The organism is Cupriavidus sp. MPR-AND1C (assembly GCF_058809705.1).
Window position 1 is genome coordinate 24,135 of sequence record NZ_JBXASU010000001.1, and the last position, 16,717, is coordinate 40,851.

Consider the following 16,717-nt stretch of genomic DNA (forward strand, 5'->3'; position numbering starts at 1 on the left):
CCCCCAATGACCGACAAGACAACACTGGCCGCGCGCTACGCCGCGCTGCGCGAGCGCCTGGGCACGCATCAAGCGCCCGCCGGCCTGTATGAGCAGAACAAGGCGCTGCCGTTCGCCGGCCGGGTGAGCTGCTCCGTGAGCCGGCTGGAAGCGGGCGAATGGGCCGAGATCATCCTCGACTACGAGGTCGGTGCCTGCGGCGTGGCGGATGGCGCTTGGCTCAAGGCGACATTCAAGTTCTACTCCGACTGGGCGCTGTTCCAGACCACCGACCCGGGCGGCGCCAACTACATCAGCGCCGAATACCAGGCCGCGCCGCTTGTGCCTGGCCAGAGCCCCGCGAGCGTGCAATCGCTCAACGTGCGCTTCGAGCAAAAGGGGCATGAGCGCCCGTTCCAGAAAGCGATCATCGTCGATGTCGTCGATGGTTACCTGAATGCCGGCGATCACATCCTGATCCGCCTTGGCGACCGGCGCCGCGGCGGGCCCGGCACGCGCGTGCAGACCTTTATCGAAGACAGCTTTCGCTTCCGGCTCTATGTGGACCCGCTAGGCACTTCGCGCTTCGTGGCGGTGCCGGGTGATGCGGTGATCGACATCCGCGCCGGGCAGCCGGCGCAGGTCCTGCTGCAGGCGCCGCGCTTTGCCCGGCCGGGCATGCCGTTGCCGCTCAGGGCTTCGCTGATGGACAGGTGGGGCAATATCTGCGCCGCGGCGGGCGGCTCGATACGCCTTGCCGCGTGGCAAGGCAACGAGCTTGTCCACCAGCGCGACTATCCCGTGCCCCAGGCGGGCTGGGCATCGGTGGGCATCGACGACCTGCCGGCCAGCGCCGGCACGCTGCGCCTGGAAGCTTCCCTGACGGAGGCGCCCCGCGTTGCCAAGGGCTCGGTGTGGCTGACGGTCTTCGACGCAGCCGATGCGCCGCGCGCCTTTTACGCCGACTTGCATGTGCATGCGCACGACACGGTCGGCACCAATAGCCCGGCCTATAACGTGGCCTATGCGCGCGACGTGGGCGGCATCGATGTGTTCGGCTACACCGTCAACGATTTCCAGATCACCGATGCCAACTGGCAGCTCGGGCTGCAAGCCGTGGAAACCTTCAACGAGCCCGGCCGCTTTGTCGCTTACCCGGTGCAGGAGTGGTGCGGCAGCTCCACGGCCGGCGGGGATCACAACGTCGTGTTCCTCGGCGACGGCGCGCCGGATTTTCCCTACAACGCCCGCGGCGAACACAATCGCACGCTGGTCTGGAACGAGGACATGAAGGGCACGGCGGCCGAGTTGGGGCGCTGGCCGGTCGAGGAGCTATGGGACGCCTATGTCGGCGCGCCCGAGCAGCACCTGATCATGCCGCACGTGGGCGGGCGGCGCTACATCCCGGACTGGCATCATCCCGAGCTGGAGCGGCTGGTGGAGATCGCTTCCAGCTGGGGGCATTTCGACTGGCTATACCGCGATGTGATGGCGCGCGGCTACCAGCTGGGCGTGGCAGCCAGCGGCGACGAGCACCGTGGCCGCCCCGGCGGCGGGCCGCCCGGCGTGCAGGTGTTCGGCGTGCGCGGCGGGCTGACCGGCGTGCTGGCCGAGCGGCTGGACCGGCAGGCGATCGGCCGTGCCCTGCGCGCACGCCACACCTGGGCCAGCACCGGCGAGCACACGGCGCTGCTGGTACGCTGCGGCGACTTCGTGCAGGGCGATGCGTTCTCGCTGCCGGCCTCGCATGGCGGCCCGGCCCGGCTCGACTACCGCTTCCTCGGCCAGACCGGCTGGGAGTACCTGGCAGCCTACGATCACAATGGCTTGATCTGGGAGCGCAACCTGCATCGGGAGGCGGGCTTTTCCGAGCGCCTGATCCGCGTGCGCTGGGGCGGCGCGCGGATCCGCGACCGCTATCGCTGGGCCGCCTGGCAAGGCCGCATCCGCATTCTCAATGGCACGATCAACCGCTTCGGCGGGCACGGCTTCGAGCATCAGGAAGAAGCCTGCTGGCGCGAAGGCGCGACCGACATCGGCTTTCGCAGCGATACCTATGGCGATGCGGACAGCGTGGAAATCGACGTGAGCAACCTTGCTGCCGCGCGCATCGTGATCGAAGGGCACATCGACAGCTTCATCAAGGTGGGAGATCCGCTGCAGCGCAATCCCTTCGCCCATGCGCCGGATTTTCGCTGGGAGGTCAGCGGCGCCGAACTGCTCGCCAATGACGGCCTGCGGCTGGAGCTGGGCGGCACGGAACTGTTTATCGCGCTGGAGCGGCTCACCGACAAGGCATTGCCGGTGGACGTGAGCGGCGTGGTCGACGTCGAGCCGGTGAACGGGCCCCATGGCCACCGCCCGGTGTACTTTCATGGCCGGGAAAGAGACGACGGCAAGGTGTGGTCGTCGGCGCAGTTCATCACCTTCGCGTGAGGCATGGCGCGCGGCGATGGCGATGACCGGCGCGCTGGCGCGCCGGTCATCGCGGTGACGGGCTAACGTTCAGGAGCCTTTGGTGATGGCGAATGCGTAGGTGCGCTCATCCTGGCGCGGCACCACCTTGTACCCCTTCTTCGCCGCCCATACGTTGATCTGGAAATACAGCGGGATCACGCCGTAGTCCTTGATCCCGATCTCGGTCGCGTCCTGCAGCAACTTCTCGCGCGCGCGATCGTCGATGGTGGTCAGCGCCGTGGCCAGCTTGGCATCCAGCGCCGGGTTGCTATAGCGGCCGCGATTGGATGCGCCCCAGCCCTTGGCCGGATCGTAGGTGGCCAGCAGCGACTTCAACGACGAGCCGGCCTCGCCCGTGTCCGCGCCCCAGCCGGCGAGCATGAAGGAGAACTCCAGCTTGTTGGCGCGCGTGAAGAAGGTGGCGGACGGCATGGCTTCAACCCGGGTCTGGATGCCGATGCGCGCGAGCATGGAGGCAATCGCCTGCGCGACTTGTTCGTCGTTGACGTAGCGGTTGTTGGGCGCGTGCAGCGTGAGCGCGAAGCCGTCGGGATAGCCCGCGTCCGCCAGCAGCTTCTTGGCGCCTGCGGCGTCGAAGGTGTCGGGCTTGAGGCCCGGCACATGGCCGAACAACGTGGAGTTCACGAGCTGCCCGGTGGGCTCGGCAGCGCCTTCCATCACGCGCTCGACGATGGCCTGGCGCGAGATGGCGTGCGAGATGGCGGCGCGCACGCGCGCATCCTTGAGCGGGTTCCTGGCGAGCGGCTTGCCGGCCTTGTCGGTGACGAAGGGCGTGACGTCGCGGTTGCTGTCCAGGTGCAGGTACATCATGCGGAAGGTCGGCACCTTGAACACGCTCACGCTGGGATCAGCGGAGAGCTTGCGGATATCCGAGGTGGGCACGTTCTCGATGACCTGCACGTCGCCGGCCAGCAGCGCCGCCACACGCGGCGCGTCGTTGGTGAGGATGCGCAGCGATACGGTGTCCCACTCCGGCTTGTTGCCCCAGTAGCTGTCGTTGCGCGTCAGCTCGATGCGGTCGCCCTTGCGGAAGCTGACGAACTTGTACGGGCCGGTGCCGACCATCGCGCGGCCGCTGTTGAAGTCGTCGCCGCTGGCGTTCTCCGCGACCTTCTTCGACAGCATGTAGATGGTGGAGAGGTCATTGGGCACCAGCGGGTAAGGGCCGTGGGTGGTGATGCGCACGGTCAGCTTGTCGACCGCGGTGATGTCCTTGAAGCCCTTGGTGTAGATGGTGTACGGCGATGGGCTGTTCTTGACCGTGGCGGGGCGGTTCAGCGAGTAGACCACGTCGGCCGAGGTGAACTCGCCGCCGTCGTGGAACTTCACGCCGGGGCGCAGCTTGATTTCCCAGGTGGTGTCGTCGACCGGCTTCCACGAGAGCGCCAGCGCGGGCTTGAAGCGCATCTTCTCGTCCTTGGCTATCAGGGCCTCGAACATATGCTCGGCCACGTTCGCGTTGGGCGTGACGTTGTGATAGTGCGGGTCCAGCGAGGTGATGTCCCCCGACATGCCGATGGTGAGGCTGGCAGCCACGGCGGCTGGGGCGAGTGCGGCGCAGGCTAGGCTCGTGGCAAGTGCTGCGGCGCCAAGGGCGCGGCGGATGATCGTCATCGATGGGTCCCTGGTAGGCAAGATGCGGTGCAGGCATTGTCAGGAGATGCAGACATCCATGTCAAGGCGGGCAGACCCGCGGCGCCGGATGCACCGGGGCGAGGCTGCCGTGCACAGCGGGTGTGCGGTTTTGCGGGGTGCTTGCCCTGCCGCGTGGCACAAACTTCCAACTGTCAATTGGCAACTGTTAGGCCGCAAACCGGCGCAACTGTGCCTGTGCGGCCTGACAGTCCGGCTTTATATTGGAAGCCATTCTCTTTGCGCCACGCGCGCCTCCCCGCCCATGCTGAAGATCCTCGGAAAGGCCTCCTCCATCAATGTCCGCAAGGTGCTCTGGTGCTGCGACGAACTCGGCTTGCCGTTCGTGCGCGAGGACTGGGGCTCGGGCTATCGCGCGACCGATACGGCGGCGTTTCTCGCGCTCAATCCGAACGCGATGGTGCCTGTGATCGACGACGACGGCTTTGTGCTGTGGGAGTCGAACTCCATCATCCGCTACCTGGCGTCGCAGTATGGCGATGGCGCCATCTACCCGGTTGCGGCGCGCGAGCGCGCGCGGGTGGACCAATGGATGGACTGGCAGGCGACGGAGCTGAACAATGCGTGGCGCTACGCGTTCATGGCGCTGGTCAGGCAATCGCCTTTGCATCGGGATGAGCGGGAGATCGCGGCGTCCATTGCCAGCTGGTCGCGGCATATCGGCATCCTCGAGCGTCAACTCGCGGTGACGGGCGGCTATGTCGCGGGCGAGCACTTCACGCTCGCGGATATCCCGATCGGCTTGTCGGTAAACCGGTGGTATGCCACGCCGTTGCCGCATCCCGACTATCCGGCGGTGGCGGAGTACTTTGAGCGCCTTGGCGCGCGGGAAGGGTTTGCGCGCCATGGGCGCAACGGCATTGCCTGAGTCAGGAAACGGGGCGCAACACGCGCCCCGTTTGTTGCCCCGTTTCTTGCCGGTTGCGCAGAGGCTCAGAACGTCGTGCGCACGCCCAGCTTGACGCTGCGTCCTGCCAGCGGCGCGATGTCGCGCAGGATCGAGGTGGCGCTGCGGGCGTCCTGGTTGGTCAGGTTGTCGCCGCGCAGGTAGACCAGCGTCTGGGTGCCCGCCATCTTGAACTTGTACGTGATGGACACGCCAAGCAAGGTGTAGGCATCGGTGGGCGTGTCATTGGATGGCACGCGCGTCTGGCGGGCGGCGTAGGTCACGTCCGCGCGTGCGCCCCACGGCCCGGCGCCGTACACCACCGCGCCACCCAGGCGCAGCGGAGACAGGCGCGGCAGCGGCTCGCCGGTGTTGCGGTTCTCGCCGCGCACGTAGTCCGCGCGGGCCTCCAGGTCCACCGTGTCGCTGCCGGTCAGCAGCTTCTGCCACACGCGTGCGCGGCCTTCGGCCTCGAAGCCGTACAGCGTGGCGGGCACACCCATGTATTGCATCACGGGCAATGCGCCGGCGCTGCCGGGCGCGAGGAAATCGCCTTGCGCGTCGCGCGCGGTGCCGGTGTTGGTAAGCGCCAGGTAGTTCGCGAAGCGGCTGTAGTAGCCCGACAGGCCGGCGCTGTGCGGGCCCGACTTGAAGCGCACGCCCAGGTCCAGCGAGGTTGCGCGTTCCTTGTTGGCGTTGGGGTCGCCTTGCTCCCACGAACCGGTCGCCACGTGGGGGCCATTGGCGTACAGCTCGTAGAAGGTCGGTGCGCGTTCCGTGTAGGCCAGGTTGCTGGTCAGCGACCAGGCCGGCGCCAGCTTGTAGAGCAGACCGGCGGAGGCGCTGCCGGCATTGAAGCTGCGGCTGGCGTCGGAGAACCGGTCGTTGCCGTTGGCCTGCGCCTTCACGCTGGTGTGGTCGATGCGCCCGCCCAGGTTGAGCTTGAGGTCGCCGCCGGCGCTCAGGGGCATTTCCTCGAAGACGAACAGGGCGGCGTTGTCGGTGTCGGTGCTCGGCACGAAGGCTTCCTCGCCCAGCGCCGAGAAGCGGGTGGAGCCAAACTGGGTGCCGATCACGCCCGTCATACTGCCGATGCGCGCGTGCCTGGCCTCGAAGCGCGCGTCCCAGCCGTTGTTCTTGAAGATGGTGCCGGTCTGCCCGGACTCGATCTCCTTGTGCTCGTAGTCGGTGTAGCTGAACTTGCCCTTGACCGATTCGATGAAGCCGCCGGTATTGCCGGCCAGGTTGCGCGCTTCGCCCTCGAGCGCGAAGCGTTGCTGGTGCATCTGCAGCCGCACGGTGTCTTCGGCAGGGGTGCCGTATTCGTTGTGGTACTCGCTGTAATTGGCGCCGACGAAGCCGTCGGCCCAGGTGTACGCGCCACCCAGCGAGCCGCCCGACTGCTGCGCGTTGCTGTTGGGCAGGCGGCCGTAGGCCTTGCTCTCGCCTTCCGGCAGCGGCTGGCTGTTGCGCAGGCTGGCGCTGCGCGCGTAGCCGGGGATGCGCAGGTCGCTGGTCTTGCGGGCGAAGGCGTCGGCATGGATGGCGATCTGGCCATTGCCGGCCTCGAGCAGGCCGCTGGCGTTGCGCGCGCTGTCGCCGCCGGCGGTGGCGCTGGCGTCCACCGCGCCGCCGACGCCCTGGATCGGCTCCTTCGGGATGCGGTTGTCGATCACGTTGACCACGCCGCCGATGGCGTTGCCGCCGTACATCAGCGCGGCCGGGCCGCGCACCACTTCAATGCGCTCGGCCACCAGCGGATCGATTGGCACGGCGTGGTCGTTGGACAGGGTGGAGGCGTCGACGGTGGTGCCGCCGTTTTGCAGCACCTTGATGCGGTCGCCATCCAGGCCGCGGATGATCGGGCGGCTGGCATTCGGGCCGAAGTGGCTGGAGGACACACCCGGCAGCTTGTCAAGGGTGTCGCCTAGCGTGCTGCCCTGGCGCACGGCAAGGGCATCGCCGCCGAGGGTGGAGACTGGCGCCACCAGGTCGGTGAGCTCGCTGCCCAGCGGGTTGGCCGTGATGACCACCTCGCGCAGCGTGGCCGGGGCGGAGGGGGCTGCCGGAGCCGTCGATGCAGCCGGGGCGCTTTGCGCGAATACGCCCGTGGAAACGGAGGCGGAGGCGATCAGGGCCGCCACGGCGGCGAGCGGCGTGCGCCGCAGGACATTGGTTCGTTGGAGGCAAAAAGACATGGCTCGCATTGTTCTTGGATGCGTTCGAGCGCGTGGCGCCAGCGTCCGGATGCCGGCCGCGTGCCGTCCGGCGCTAAATGCGCGGGACGGCGGCGGGCAGCAAGGTTCAGGAGCGCGGCGCGATGCGACAGGCGGCGGGCGGCGGCTTGGGCAACCGCGGCCCGGGGTTCAGGCGAGAGCGTGAACGGCCGGAGGGGCGCGCGAGCGGAAAGGCTGGGGATGTTGCAGGTGGGGCCGGCGCCAGCCCACGCTGAACGGCACGGGCGATTGCAGGTGCGTGAGCGCCGGCATGACCGGCGTGCCGCAATGGCTGGCGGCCACCGTGGCGCCGTCGAACAAGACGCAGAAGTGCCCTGCCAGCTTGAGCGAGAGCGGCAGGTCGGGATCGGCCCGGGCGCTATCGGTGACCTGGGTTTCGTTGTCGTCGGCGCCGGTAACAGGCAGGGCAGCCTCGCCGTTGCTGGCGGCAGCCTGCAGCGTCGGGCTGAGCAGCCCGCCGTGATGAATGCGGTGTGTCAGCCCGGCATGCTGGGCCAGCAGCAGGCACAGCGCCAGCCAGAGCGCCGGCCACAGGCCGAGGCCGCGCTCGCGCCGGCGCTGCAGGCGCTGCCAGGGCCGCACGGTGTCAGTGGCCATGCCCGCCGTGATCGTGGCCGTGGTCATCGCAACCACAGTCGTCGCCATGCTCGTGGCCGTCATCGTCCAGGCCGTCGTCCCAGCTCGGGAACGGGTCGGCGTACTGCGCCCAGGCATCCGGGCCGGCAGCCATTTCCGCATCGGTCAGCAGGCAGGCGTCCAGCAGCGCTTCGAGCGCGGGGCGCTCAAGGTCCTGGCCGATCAGCACCAGTTCCTGGCGCCGGTCGCCAAAGGGCGCGGGTTTGCCATCCACCGTCATATCGGCTTCGAGCTCGGCGCGGCCTGCGTCGTCTTCCGGCCATTCGGACGAATCCAGCGCCGCCCACCAGGCGCCGGCGCCGCCGTGGCGGCATACGCCGCCTGCCTGGCCCCAGGTGCCGGCTGCGTGCATGCGCGTGGCCAGCCAGAAGAAGCCCTTGGAGCGCAGCACGTTGCCATGCTCGCGCAGCCACTCTGTGTGGATCAGGTCGGCGAAGCGCTGCGGATGGAAGGGGCGGCGGCGGCGGTAGACGAAGCTGCCGATGCCGTAGGCCTCGCTCTCCGGCACGTGTTCGCCGCGCAGTTCAGCCAGCCAGCCCGGGGCGGCGGCGGCGGCGTCGAAGTCAAAGCGGCCGGTGTCGAGGATGCTCTCCAGCGGCACCTTGCCAAAGCTGGCTGGCACGATGGCCGCGCGCGGGTTGAGCGAATGCAGGATGCCGGCGAGGCGCTCGCGCTCAGCCTCGCTGACGAGGTCGAGCTTGTTGAGCACGATCACGTCGCAGAACTCGACCTGCTCGATCAGTAGGTCGACCACGGTGCGGTCGTCGTCCTCGTCGCGCGCCTGGCCACGGTCCTGGAGGAAGTCGGCTTCGTTGAAGTCTTGCAGGAAGTGCGCGGCATCGACTACCGTCACCATCGTATCCAGGCGAGCGACGGTGTCCAGCGCCACGCCTTGCTCATCCTCGAAGGTGAAGGTCTCCGCGATGGGCAGCGGCTCGGCGACCCCGGTCGATTCGACCAGCAGGTAATCGAAGCGGCCCTCGCGCGCCAGCTTGCCGATCTCGGTCAGCAGGTCCTCGCGCAGCGTGCAGCAGATGCAGCCATTGGTCAGCTCGATCAGGCGCTCTCCAGCCTGCGCCAGCATGCCATCGCCAAGCAGGCGGGCGTCGATGTTGACGTCGGCCAGGTCGTTGACGATCACGGCCACCCGCTTGCCTTCGCGGTTGGCCAGAACATGATTGAGCAGGGTTGTCTTGCCGGCACCGAGGAATCCGGACAGTACGGTGACGGGCAGGCGATCGGCCATGGCATCGAGTCGCGCCGGGGTTGGGGCGCGCGTTATTGCAACAAAGTTGCGACTGTATCAGAAAGCAGGGGGGGAAGCAGGCAATTCGGGGCGCGCGATGGCCGCACGAATCCCGGCGTTCCTAATGATAGGCCCGTGCCTGTGACACCACAAAGGCGAAAGATGACTGGCGGTGTCGCGCCGCTCAAACAAAACGGCCCGGAGAACCGGGCCGTCTGGCGCGCGGGGCGACAAGCCCCGGGCAGTCGCGGAATCAGTCGCCGAACAGCTTCTGGCGCAGTTCGCGGCGTTGCTGGGCTTCCAGCGACAGCGTGGCGGTGGGCCGGGCCAGCAGGCGCGGCACGCCGATCGGCTCGCCGGTTTCCTCGCACCAGCCGTAGTCGCCGGACTCGATGCGGGCCAGCGATTGCTCGACCTTCTTGAGCAGCTTGCGCTCGCGGTCGCGCGTGCGCAGTTCCAGCGCGTGCTCTTCCTCGATGGTGGCGCGGTCCGCCGGGTCCGGCACGATGACCGTTTCGCGCAGGTGCTCGGTGGTCTGGTCGGCGTTTTTCAGGATATCGTCGCGCAGCTGCTCAAGGCGATGTTTGAAGAAGCCGAGCTGCGCTTCGTTCATGTAATCCTTGTCGCCCATCTTCAGGATTTCAGCTTCAGTCAGAAGTTTATTGCTGCTCATGGTTGCTGCTGATTCTCTTGTTGGTGCGACCGGCGGCGTCTTGGTCCGCTCGGGTGCAGTGTCCGGCCGCTTGCGCGGCGCGGAGGTTTCGCTCTGGCTGGCTGCAGACTGGCTGCTGTGCGTGCCTCCCTTGGCCTCGCCCGCACCGGCGTGCGCCGTACTGCCGCGGGGAGCAGGCGCAGCCTCCATGGACTGCGCCTTCAGCGTCTCGGCCGCAGCGCTGCTGCTTTTGCTGCGGCTTTGTTTCGTTTTCGTTGCGGCTACCATGGGACACCTCTCTCTCGCGTCGATCGATGACGGCGCGTGACGGGTGCCCCAAGCGGAGGGCGGTCTCCGCATGAAGCACTGCGACCGCACCTGCCGGCAGCCCGCCTCATGCTGACGACGACCGCCGCCCTGCATTGCGGGCGCCATCGCCAATCGCCTGTTGCCAGAAGACAAAAGGCTACGTTACCCGCACTAAATCCAGCCTATTGTACTTGAACAAAAAATTTGGAGATATGGGAGAAAAGCGGGGAGTTTTCCCTGATATCCCGGCTCCCCCTCCGACGAGGGGGGGCGGCAGGGCGGGCGGCGCTGCCCGTCGGCTTCAGGCCAGGCAGGTGGCCAGGCCCTTCAGGATGGCATCCTTGGGGAGGTCCACGCCAATGAAGACCATCTTGGTGCCGGGGGTTTCATCGCCCCATTTTGCGCCGATATCGCTGCCCATCAGCTGATGCACGCCCTGGAAGACCACTTTCCGGTCCACCGCATCCATATAGAGTACGCCCTTGTAACGCAGCAGGCTTTCCCCGTAGACCGACAGGATGCCAGACAGGAATTCCTCCAGCTTGGCGTAATTGAAGGGCTTTTCGCTGCGGAAGACGAACGAGCCGATGCGGTCGGTGTGGTGGTGGTGATGGTGGTGGTCGTGCTTGTGATCATGGCCGTGATCGTGGTGGTCATGGCCACAGTCATCGGCGCAGTGATCGCCATGAGCGTGTTCGTGCGCATGGTCGTGATCGTGCTCTTCGGCCTCGGCACGCAGGAAATCCGGGTCGATTTCCAGCTTTTCGTTCAGGTTGAAGCCCCGAAGGTCAAAGATTGTGTCGATCGGCGCTTCGCCGAAATGCGCTGTGCGCACGGGCGCTCGCGGGTTCATGTGCAGCAGGCGGTGGCGCAGGTCGGCGATCTCGCCTTCCGGCACCAGGTCGGCCTTGGTGACGAAGATGGCGTCGGCAAAGCCAACCTGGCGCTGCGCTTCTTCCTGCTTGTCGAGCTGCTGGTTGGCGTGCTTGGCGTCCACCAGGGTGATCACGGCGTCCAGCAGGTAGCGCTGGGCGATCTCGTCGTCCATGAAGAAGGTCTGGGCCACCGGGCCCGGATTGGCCACCCCGGTGGTTTCGATCACGACGCGGTCGAAATCGATCTCGCCGGCGTCGCGGCGGGTCATCAACTGCGACAGTGCTGCCACCAGGTCGCCGCGGATGGTGCAGCAGATGCAGCCGTTGCTCATCTGCACGATCTGCTCGCGGCCATCCTGCACCAGGATCTCGTTGTCGATGTTCTCTTCGCCGAACTCGTTTTCGATCACGGCGATCTTCATGCCGTGCTGCTCGCTCAGGATGCGCTTGAGCAGGGTGGTCTTGCCGCTGCCGAGGAAGCCGGTCAGGATCGTGACCGGGATCAGTTTGGACATTGTTTTCTCCGGGAAGGGACGCCGCTTTGGCCTGTCGTGCGCGGGTTAAGTCTGGTTTGGATAACTTGTTCGTTCATCTGGCGAGCGGGCGGTGACGCCGCTTAGCCATGCTTGCCAGGGGGGCGTGCGCCGCATTCGGCGCAAACGCCGTTCACGGTCAGCTCCACATGCTCCACGGCAAAGCCGCTCGGCACCTTGGGCGCGGCTTGCGCCGGCGCGCTGACGCCGTCCAGGCAGAAGGTGCGGTCGCAGCGGTTGCAATGGAAGTGGCTGTGCTGCCGGTGCACTTGCGCGCGCGCGGCCTCATGCTCGACCAGGCTGAAGCGGAAGACCCGGTCGTGGCCGGCCCGTTTCTGGGCCAGCCCTTGCTCGACCAGCCAGTCAAGCACGCGGTACACGGTCACGCGGTCGATCGCTTCGCCATCGGCCGGCATGCGGTCGATCACGGCTTGGTGGGTCAGCGGCTCATGGCTCTCCATCAGGCATGCCAGGATGCCAAGGCGCGGCTGGGTCACACGCGCACCCAGCTCGCGCAGGCGTTCGTGGGCGGCGTCCAGGATGGCCGGCGCGGGGGGCATGGCGGATGCAGGCATGGCCTGGGTGGGGGAGGGGCTGCTGCTCATGGACCGATTTAACCATAGCGCCCCGGGTGATGCAATTCAGTTGCGTCAACTCGGTGCCCCGGCTGCCGCCCGCGGCGTGCGCCCCGTCGCGCCGGCGGTTTGCGTCTATCATCGCCAGCAGGCCCCCGAGACCCGAGGAGACACCCTATGCAGAACGACGCCAGCGCCCTGCTGTTCCCCAACTTCGAGCCCTTTCGCCTGCATATCGGCGACGTGGGGATCGCCGGCGTGCGCGGCGGCTCCGGGCCGCCGCTGTTGCTGCTGCATGGCCATCCCCAGAGCCATCTGATCTGGCACAAGGTGGCACCCGCGCTGGCAGACCGCTTCACCGTGATCGCCACCGACCTGCGCGGCTATGGGAGCAGCAGCGCGCCGCCGGGCAAGGCCGGCTTTGAGACCTACAGCAAGCGCACGATGGCGCAGGACCAGGTGGCGGTGATGGCGCAGCTGGGTTTCGACCGCTTCGCGCTATGCGCCCATGACCGTGGCGCGCGCGTGGCGCACAGGCTGATCGCGGACCATCCAGGCCGGGTCACGCGCGCCATGCTGCTGGACATCGCTCCCACGCTGGCCATGTACGAACGCACCAGCATGGCATTTGCCGCCGCCTACTGGCACTGGTTCTTCCTGATCCAGCCGGCGCCGTTCCCGGAAACGCTGATCAACGCGGAGCCCGAGTTCTACCTCAACAAGCTGATGGGCCTGCGCCACGCCGGATTGAGCCCGTTCGCGCCCGAGGCGATGGCCGCCTACACCGCCGCCATGCGCGATCCGGCCCACGTGCACGCCATGTGCGAGGACTACCGCGCGGCAGCCACCATCGACCTGGACCATGATCGGGCGGACCGCGCCGATGGCCGCCGGCTGGCGTGCCCGCTGCGCGTGCTGTGGGGCGAGCATGGCGTGGTGGCGCGTTGTTTCGAGCCGTTGTCGCTGTGGCAGGAGGTGGCGAGCGAGGTCAGTGGCCGCGCGGTGCCCTGCGGGCACTACATCCCGGAGGAGGCGCCCGGGGTGCTGCAGGAGGAAATGCTCGGCTTCTTCTGTTGATTTTCTGCCAAGCTTGCGCTGGTCTCCTGTGGTTTTCCCGTTGAGCACCGATTCCCGCAGGCTGCGTCGAGTTCGATACATTTGGCGTACCTTTGCGAAGAAATGTCTTAGCGGGTTATTCCGGATATTTGCCACTTTTCGACATTGATAGCATTGCGCTCCGGTCGCGCGGCCCAAGCCGCCGCGGCCGTATGCGCTGTGCCCGCGTCATGGTCGGCGCTGCCGCCCGGATCGGGCTGGCAGCGCAGGAATGGCAGTGTCCGACAGGGCGCGCCACTCCGGCCGGGGCAGTGTCGGGACGGGAATAGAAGGGTATCCAGGAGATAGCATGAAACGAGTTGCACAGTTTGTGGCTGCCGCGCTGACGGTCGGCGTGATGGGAATGCATGCGGGCGCGCAGGCAGAGGAATTCCCCGGCAGCAAGCCGGTATCGGTGGTGGTGCCTTTTGCCGCGGGCGGCCCTACCGACAAGGTCTCGCGCGAGCTGGTCATGATCATGTCCAAGCACCTGGGTACCACGATGGTGATCGAGAACCTTGGCGGCGCTGGCGGCACCATCGGCGCCAAGAAGGTGGCGCAGGCCAAGGGTGATGGCTACACCATCCTGATCCATCATATCGGCATGTCCACCGCGCCGGCGCTGTACCGCAACCTCGGCTTCGATCCGCTCAAGGACTTCGAAACCGTGGGCGAGATCGCCGACGTGCCGATGGTGATGGTCGGCAACAAGAACCTGCCGCCCTCCAGCTTCAAGGAACTGCTGCCCTATATCAAAGCCAATGCCAGCAAGCTGTCGCTGGCCAACGCGGGCATCGGCTCGGCCTCGCACCTGTGCGGCCTGCTCTTCCTGAGCGCGATCCAGACTGACCTGACCACGGTGCCCTACAAGGGCACGGCGCCGGCGCTGACCGATATCCTGGGCGGCCAGGTCAACCTGATGTGCGACCAGACCACCAATATCGCCGGCCAGCTCAAGGCGGGTGCGCTCAAGCCTTACGCCGCCATGCAGAGCCGCCGCGTGGAAGCCTTCAAGGATATCCCGACGGCCGCGGAGCAAGGCCTGCCGGGCGTCGAAGTGAAGATCTGGCACGCCATGTACGCGCCCAAGGGCACGCCCAAGCCGGTGGTGGACAAGCTCTCGGCAGCGCTGCAAAAGGCGGTGACGGACCCCAACTTCCGCGCCAAGATGGCTGAGCTGGGCGCCGAAGCCGTGCCCGCGCAGCGCGCCACGCCAGAGTCGCTGAAGGTCTTCCTGGCCGGAGAGATCGGCAAGTGGACCCCGGTGATCAAGAAGGCCGGCGTCTACGCAGACTGACCGGGCGCAAACTCCGGCTCGTCCGCTGGCACCCGCCGGCGGACGGTGAAAAGGCCACGCGCAATGCGTGGCCTTTTGTCTTTCAGCGGCGTTGGCCGCGCGCAGCCAACGCCGCCTCGTCTATATTGTTCTGGTTGCCTTCGGTGCGCTAACGGATGTGCACGCAGAGCCGCTTGAGGCGGCCCTTGAATTCACCGCAGCCGTCGCCACCTACCTCCCTGACACATTTTCGCGAAGCCACCATGGAACAGTATCACGGCACTACCATCGTCAGCGTCCGGCGCGGCAACCAGGTTGCAGTTGGCGGTGACGGCCAGGTCACACTCGGCAATATTGTGATGAAGGGCACTGCCCGCAAGGTCCGCCGCATCTACAACGGCAAGGTACTGGTTGGCTTCGCCGGCAGCACCGCCGATGCCTTCTCGCTGCTCGACCGCTTCGAGGCCAAGCTGGAGAAGTACCAGGGCAACCTGACCCGCGCCGCCGTCGACCTCGCCAAAGACTGGCGCTCGGACCGCGCGCTGCGCCGGCTCGAGGCCATGCTGATCACCGCCGACCGCGACACCACGCTGGTGATCACCGGCAACGGCGACGTGCTCGACCCCGAAGGCGGCGTGGCCGCGATCGGCTCGGGTGGCGCCTATGCCCAGTCGGCCGCCAAGGCGCTGGTGGAGAATACCGAGCTTTCGCCCAAGGACATCGTCGAGAAGTCGCTGGGCATTGCCGGCGAGCTCTGCATCTACACCAACACCAATTTCGTCATCGAGACGCTGGAATGAGCGTCGGCGGGCCGCGCAATGACCTGATGCGTGGCCGCCTGGGCCCGGATGCCGCACCGCTCCGGTCCGTCGTCTTTCTCTGAACGGATACCATGCCGCATACCATGACCCCGTCGGAAATTGTTTCCGAACTCGACAAGCACATCATCGGCCAGAACAAGGCCAAGAAGGCGGTAGCGGTTGCGCTGCGCAATCGCTGGCGCCGCCAGCAGGTGGAAGAACCCCTGCGCCAGGAAATCACGCCCAAGAACATCCTGATGATCGGGCCGACCGGGGTCGGCAAGACCGAGATCGCCCGTCGCCTGGCCAAGCTGGCCGATGCGCCGTTCATCAAGATCGAGGCCACCAAGTTCACCGAGGTGGGCTATGTCGGCCGCGACGTGGACACCATCGTGCGAGACCTCGCGGAGATGGCGGTCAAGCAGGCGCGCGAATCCGAAATGAAGAAAGTGCGCGCCAAGGCCGAGGAAGCCGCCGAGGACCGCCTGCTCGACGTGCTGCTGCCGCCGCCGCGCGATATCGGCTTCAATCAGCCCGAGGAAAAGGATTCCAATACGCGCCAGGTGTTCCGCAAGAAGCTGCGCGAAGGCCAGCTCGACGACAAGGAGATCGAGCTTGAGGTTGCCGCCGGCTCGCCGAACATGGACATCATGGGTCCTCCGGGCATGGAAGACATGACCGAGCAGATCCGCACCATGTTTGCCGGCCTGGGCCAGGGCAAGAAGGCACGCCGCAAGATGAAGGTGCACGAAGCCTTCAAGCTGCTGATCGACGAGGAAGCCGCCAAGCTGCTCAACGACGAAGAGGTCAAGCACAAGGCTGTCGCCAACGTCGAGCAGAATGGCATCGTGTTCCTGGACGAGATCGACAAGATCGCCAGCCGCAGCGACGTGGGCGGCGCCGAAGTGTCGCGCCAGGGCGTGCAGCGCGACCTGCTGCCGCTGGTCGAGGGCACCACGGTGAACACCAAGTACGGCATGATCAAGACCGATCACATCCTGTTCATTGCCTCGGGTGCCTTCCACCTGTCCAAGCCGAGCGACCTGATCCCCGAGCTGCAAGGCCGCTTCCCGATCCGCGTCGAGCTGGAATCGCTGTCGGTCTCCGACTTCGAGGCCATCCTGACGCAGACCGACGCCAGCCTGACCAAGCAATACCAGGCGCTGCTGAACACCGAGCAGGTGCAGCTGGTGTTCGCGCCGGACGGTATCCGCCGCCTGGCAGAGATCGCTTTCTCGGTCAACGAGAAGGTCGAGAACATCGGCGCGCGCCGCTTGTACACCGTGATGGAGCGGCTGCTGGAGGACCTGTCCTTCCACGCCACCAAATCATCGGGCGAGACGGTCACTATCGACGCGGCCTATGTGGATGAGCGCCTGGGCGACCTGGCCGGCAACGAGGACCTGTCGCGCTACGTGCTGTAAGCCGTAGCCCGGTTCAGCGGCAATCCAACGACAAAGGGCGCACTTCGGTGCGCCCTTTGTCGT

The 16,717-nt window shown here is 66.6% G+C and carries 13 protein-coding genes; 6 read left to right on the forward strand and 7 right to left on the reverse strand.

Translation table 11 applies throughout. The annotated features are described in order from the left end of the window. Positions 1 to 6 precede the first annotated feature (6 nt). On the forward strand, positions 7 to 2,415 hold the full coding sequence (locus tag AC1RWI_RS00145) for a hypothetical protein (protein WP_492863733.1): 2,409 nt from the start codon (positions 7 to 9) through the stop codon (positions 2,413 to 2,415). Positions 2,416 to 2,484: 69 nt separating this feature from the next. Here the strand turns inward: AC1RWI_RS00145 and AC1RWI_RS00150 are convergent, their stop codons facing one another. Beyond that, complete coding sequence (locus AC1RWI_RS00150; protein ID WP_492863735.1) at positions 2,485 to 4,071, reverse strand: ABC transporter substrate-binding protein; 1,587 nt, start codon at positions 4,069 to 4,071, stop codon at positions 2,485 to 2,487. Between the two features lie 283 nt (positions 4,072 to 4,354). On the opposite strand from AC1RWI_RS00150, the gene AC1RWI_RS00155 reads away from it, so the two are divergent. Continuing rightward, positions 4,355 to 4,978 carry a glutathione S-transferase family protein gene (locus tag AC1RWI_RS00155; RefSeq protein ID WP_043343001.1) on the forward strand — a complete coding sequence of 208 codons (624 nt, stop codon included), beginning with the start codon at positions 4,355 to 4,357 and terminating at the stop codon, positions 4,976 to 4,978. Positions 4,979 to 5,043: 65 nt separating this feature from the next. On the opposite strand, the gene AC1RWI_RS00160 is transcribed toward AC1RWI_RS00155, so the two are convergent. The 6 genes from AC1RWI_RS00160 to AC1RWI_RS00185 all read right to left on the reverse strand — a co-directional run bounded on the left by AC1RWI_RS00160 (position 5,044) and on the right by AC1RWI_RS00185 (position 12,089). Beyond that, positions 5,044 to 7,194, reverse strand: coding sequence for a TonB-dependent receptor (locus tag AC1RWI_RS00160; RefSeq protein ID WP_492863738.1), 2,151 nt, complete (start codon positions 7,192 to 7,194; stop codon positions 5,044 to 5,046). A gap of 168 nt (positions 7,195 to 7,362) precedes the next feature. Further along, positions 7,363 to 7,830, reverse strand: a complete 468-nt coding sequence (locus AC1RWI_RS00165) for a hypothetical protein (protein ID WP_492863740.1) — start codon at positions 7,828 to 7,830, stop codon at positions 7,363 to 7,365. Then, positions 7,820 to 9,115: a zinc metallochaperone GTPase ZigA gene (zigA, locus tag AC1RWI_RS00170; RefSeq protein WP_043343004.1), complete on the reverse strand. Its 1,296-nt coding sequence runs from the start codon at positions 9,113 to 9,115 to the stop codon at positions 7,820 to 7,822. The genes AC1RWI_RS00165 and zigA overlap by 11 nt, the downstream gene beginning before the upstream one ends. A 253-nt stretch (positions 9,116 to 9,368) precedes the next feature. After that, positions 9,369 to 9,788: an RNA polymerase-binding protein DksA gene (gene dksA, locus AC1RWI_RS00175; protein ID WP_006164034.1), complete on the reverse strand. Its 420-nt coding sequence runs from the start codon at positions 9,786 to 9,788 to the stop codon at positions 9,369 to 9,371. 589 nt (positions 9,789 to 10,377) lie between these two features. Further along, positions 10,378 to 11,466: a CobW family GTP-binding protein gene (locus AC1RWI_RS00180; protein WP_043343014.1), complete on the reverse strand. Its 1,089-nt coding sequence runs from the start codon at positions 11,464 to 11,466 to the stop codon at positions 10,378 to 10,380. Positions 11,467 to 11,567: 101 nt separating this feature from the next. Continuing rightward, positions 11,568 to 12,089 (reverse strand): Fur family transcriptional regulator, encoded by a 522-nt coding sequence (locus AC1RWI_RS00185; protein WP_492863743.1) that lies wholly within the window; start codon positions 12,087 to 12,089, stop codon positions 11,568 to 11,570. A gap of 147 nt (positions 12,090 to 12,236) precedes the next feature. On the opposite strand from AC1RWI_RS00185, the gene AC1RWI_RS00190 reads away from it, so the two are divergent. The 4 genes from AC1RWI_RS00190 to hslU all read left to right on the forward strand — a co-directional run bounded on the left by AC1RWI_RS00190 (position 12,237) and on the right by hslU (position 16,654). Next, entirely contained in the window at positions 12,237 to 13,136 is a 900-nt protein-coding gene (locus tag AC1RWI_RS00190; protein ID WP_492863745.1) for an alpha/beta fold hydrolase, read from the forward strand. 328 nt (positions 13,137 to 13,464) lie between these two features. Then, entirely contained in the window at positions 13,465 to 14,451 is a 987-nt protein-coding gene (locus AC1RWI_RS00195) for a tripartite tricarboxylate transporter substrate-binding protein (RefSeq protein WP_043343022.1), read from the forward strand. Positions 14,452 to 14,693: 242 nt separating this feature from the next. Next, positions 14,694 to 15,230: an ATP-dependent protease subunit HslV gene (gene hslV, locus AC1RWI_RS00200; RefSeq protein WP_006162714.1), complete on the forward strand. Its 537-nt coding sequence runs from the start codon at positions 14,694 to 14,696 to the stop codon at positions 15,228 to 15,230. Positions 15,231 to 15,322: 92 nt separating this feature from the next. Continuing rightward, positions 15,323 to 16,654 (forward strand): ATP-dependent protease ATPase subunit HslU, encoded by a 1,332-nt coding sequence (hslU, locus tag AC1RWI_RS00205; RefSeq protein ID WP_043343026.1) that lies wholly within the window; start codon positions 15,323 to 15,325, stop codon positions 16,652 to 16,654. Positions 16,655 to 16,717: the final 63 nt, after the last annotated feature.

Bases quoted from the DNA above. Each gene is read 5' to 3' on its own strand.
- AC1RWI_RS00145 (WP_492863733.1), top strand. From the start codon at position 7: ATGACCGACAAGACAACACTGGCCGCGCGCTACGCCGCGCTGCGCGAG.
- AC1RWI_RS00150 (WP_492863735.1), bottom strand. From the start codon at position 4,071: ATGACGATCATCCGCCGCGCCCTTGGCGCCGCAGCACTTGCCACGAGC.
- AC1RWI_RS00155 (WP_043343001.1), top strand. From the start codon at position 4,355: ATGCTGAAGATCCTCGGAAAGGCCTCCTCCATCAATGTCCGCAAGGTG.
- AC1RWI_RS00160 (WP_492863738.1), bottom strand. From the start codon at position 7,194: ATGTCTTTTTGCCTCCAACGAACCAATGTCCTGCGGCGCACGCCGCTC.
- AC1RWI_RS00165 (WP_492863740.1), bottom strand. From the start codon at position 7,830: ATGGCCACTGACACCGTGCGGCCCTGGCAGCGCCTGCAGCGCCGGCGC.
- zigA (WP_043343004.1), bottom strand. From the start codon at position 9,115: ATGGCCGATCGCCTGCCCGTCACCGTACTGTCCGGATTCCTCGGTGCC.
- dksA (WP_006164034.1), bottom strand. From the start codon at position 9,788: ATGAGCAGCAATAAACTTCTGACTGAAGCTGAAATCCTGAAGATGGGC.
- AC1RWI_RS00180 (WP_043343014.1), bottom strand. From the start codon at position 11,466: ATGTCCAAACTGATCCCGGTCACGATCCTGACCGGCTTCCTCGGCAGC.
- AC1RWI_RS00185 (WP_492863743.1), bottom strand. From the start codon at position 12,089: ATGAGCAGCAGCCCCTCCCCCACCCAGGCCATGCCTGCATCCGCCATG.
- AC1RWI_RS00190 (WP_492863745.1), top strand. From the start codon at position 12,237: ATGCAGAACGACGCCAGCGCCCTGCTGTTCCCCAACTTCGAGCCCTTT.
- AC1RWI_RS00195 (WP_043343022.1), top strand. From the start codon at position 13,465: ATGAAACGAGTTGCACAGTTTGTGGCTGCCGCGCTGACGGTCGGCGTG.
- hslV (WP_006162714.1), top strand. From the start codon at position 14,694: ATGGAACAGTATCACGGCACTACCATCGTCAGCGTCCGGCGCGGCAAC.
- hslU (WP_043343026.1), top strand. From the start codon at position 15,323: ATGCCGCATACCATGACCCCGTCGGAAATTGTTTCCGAACTCGACAAG.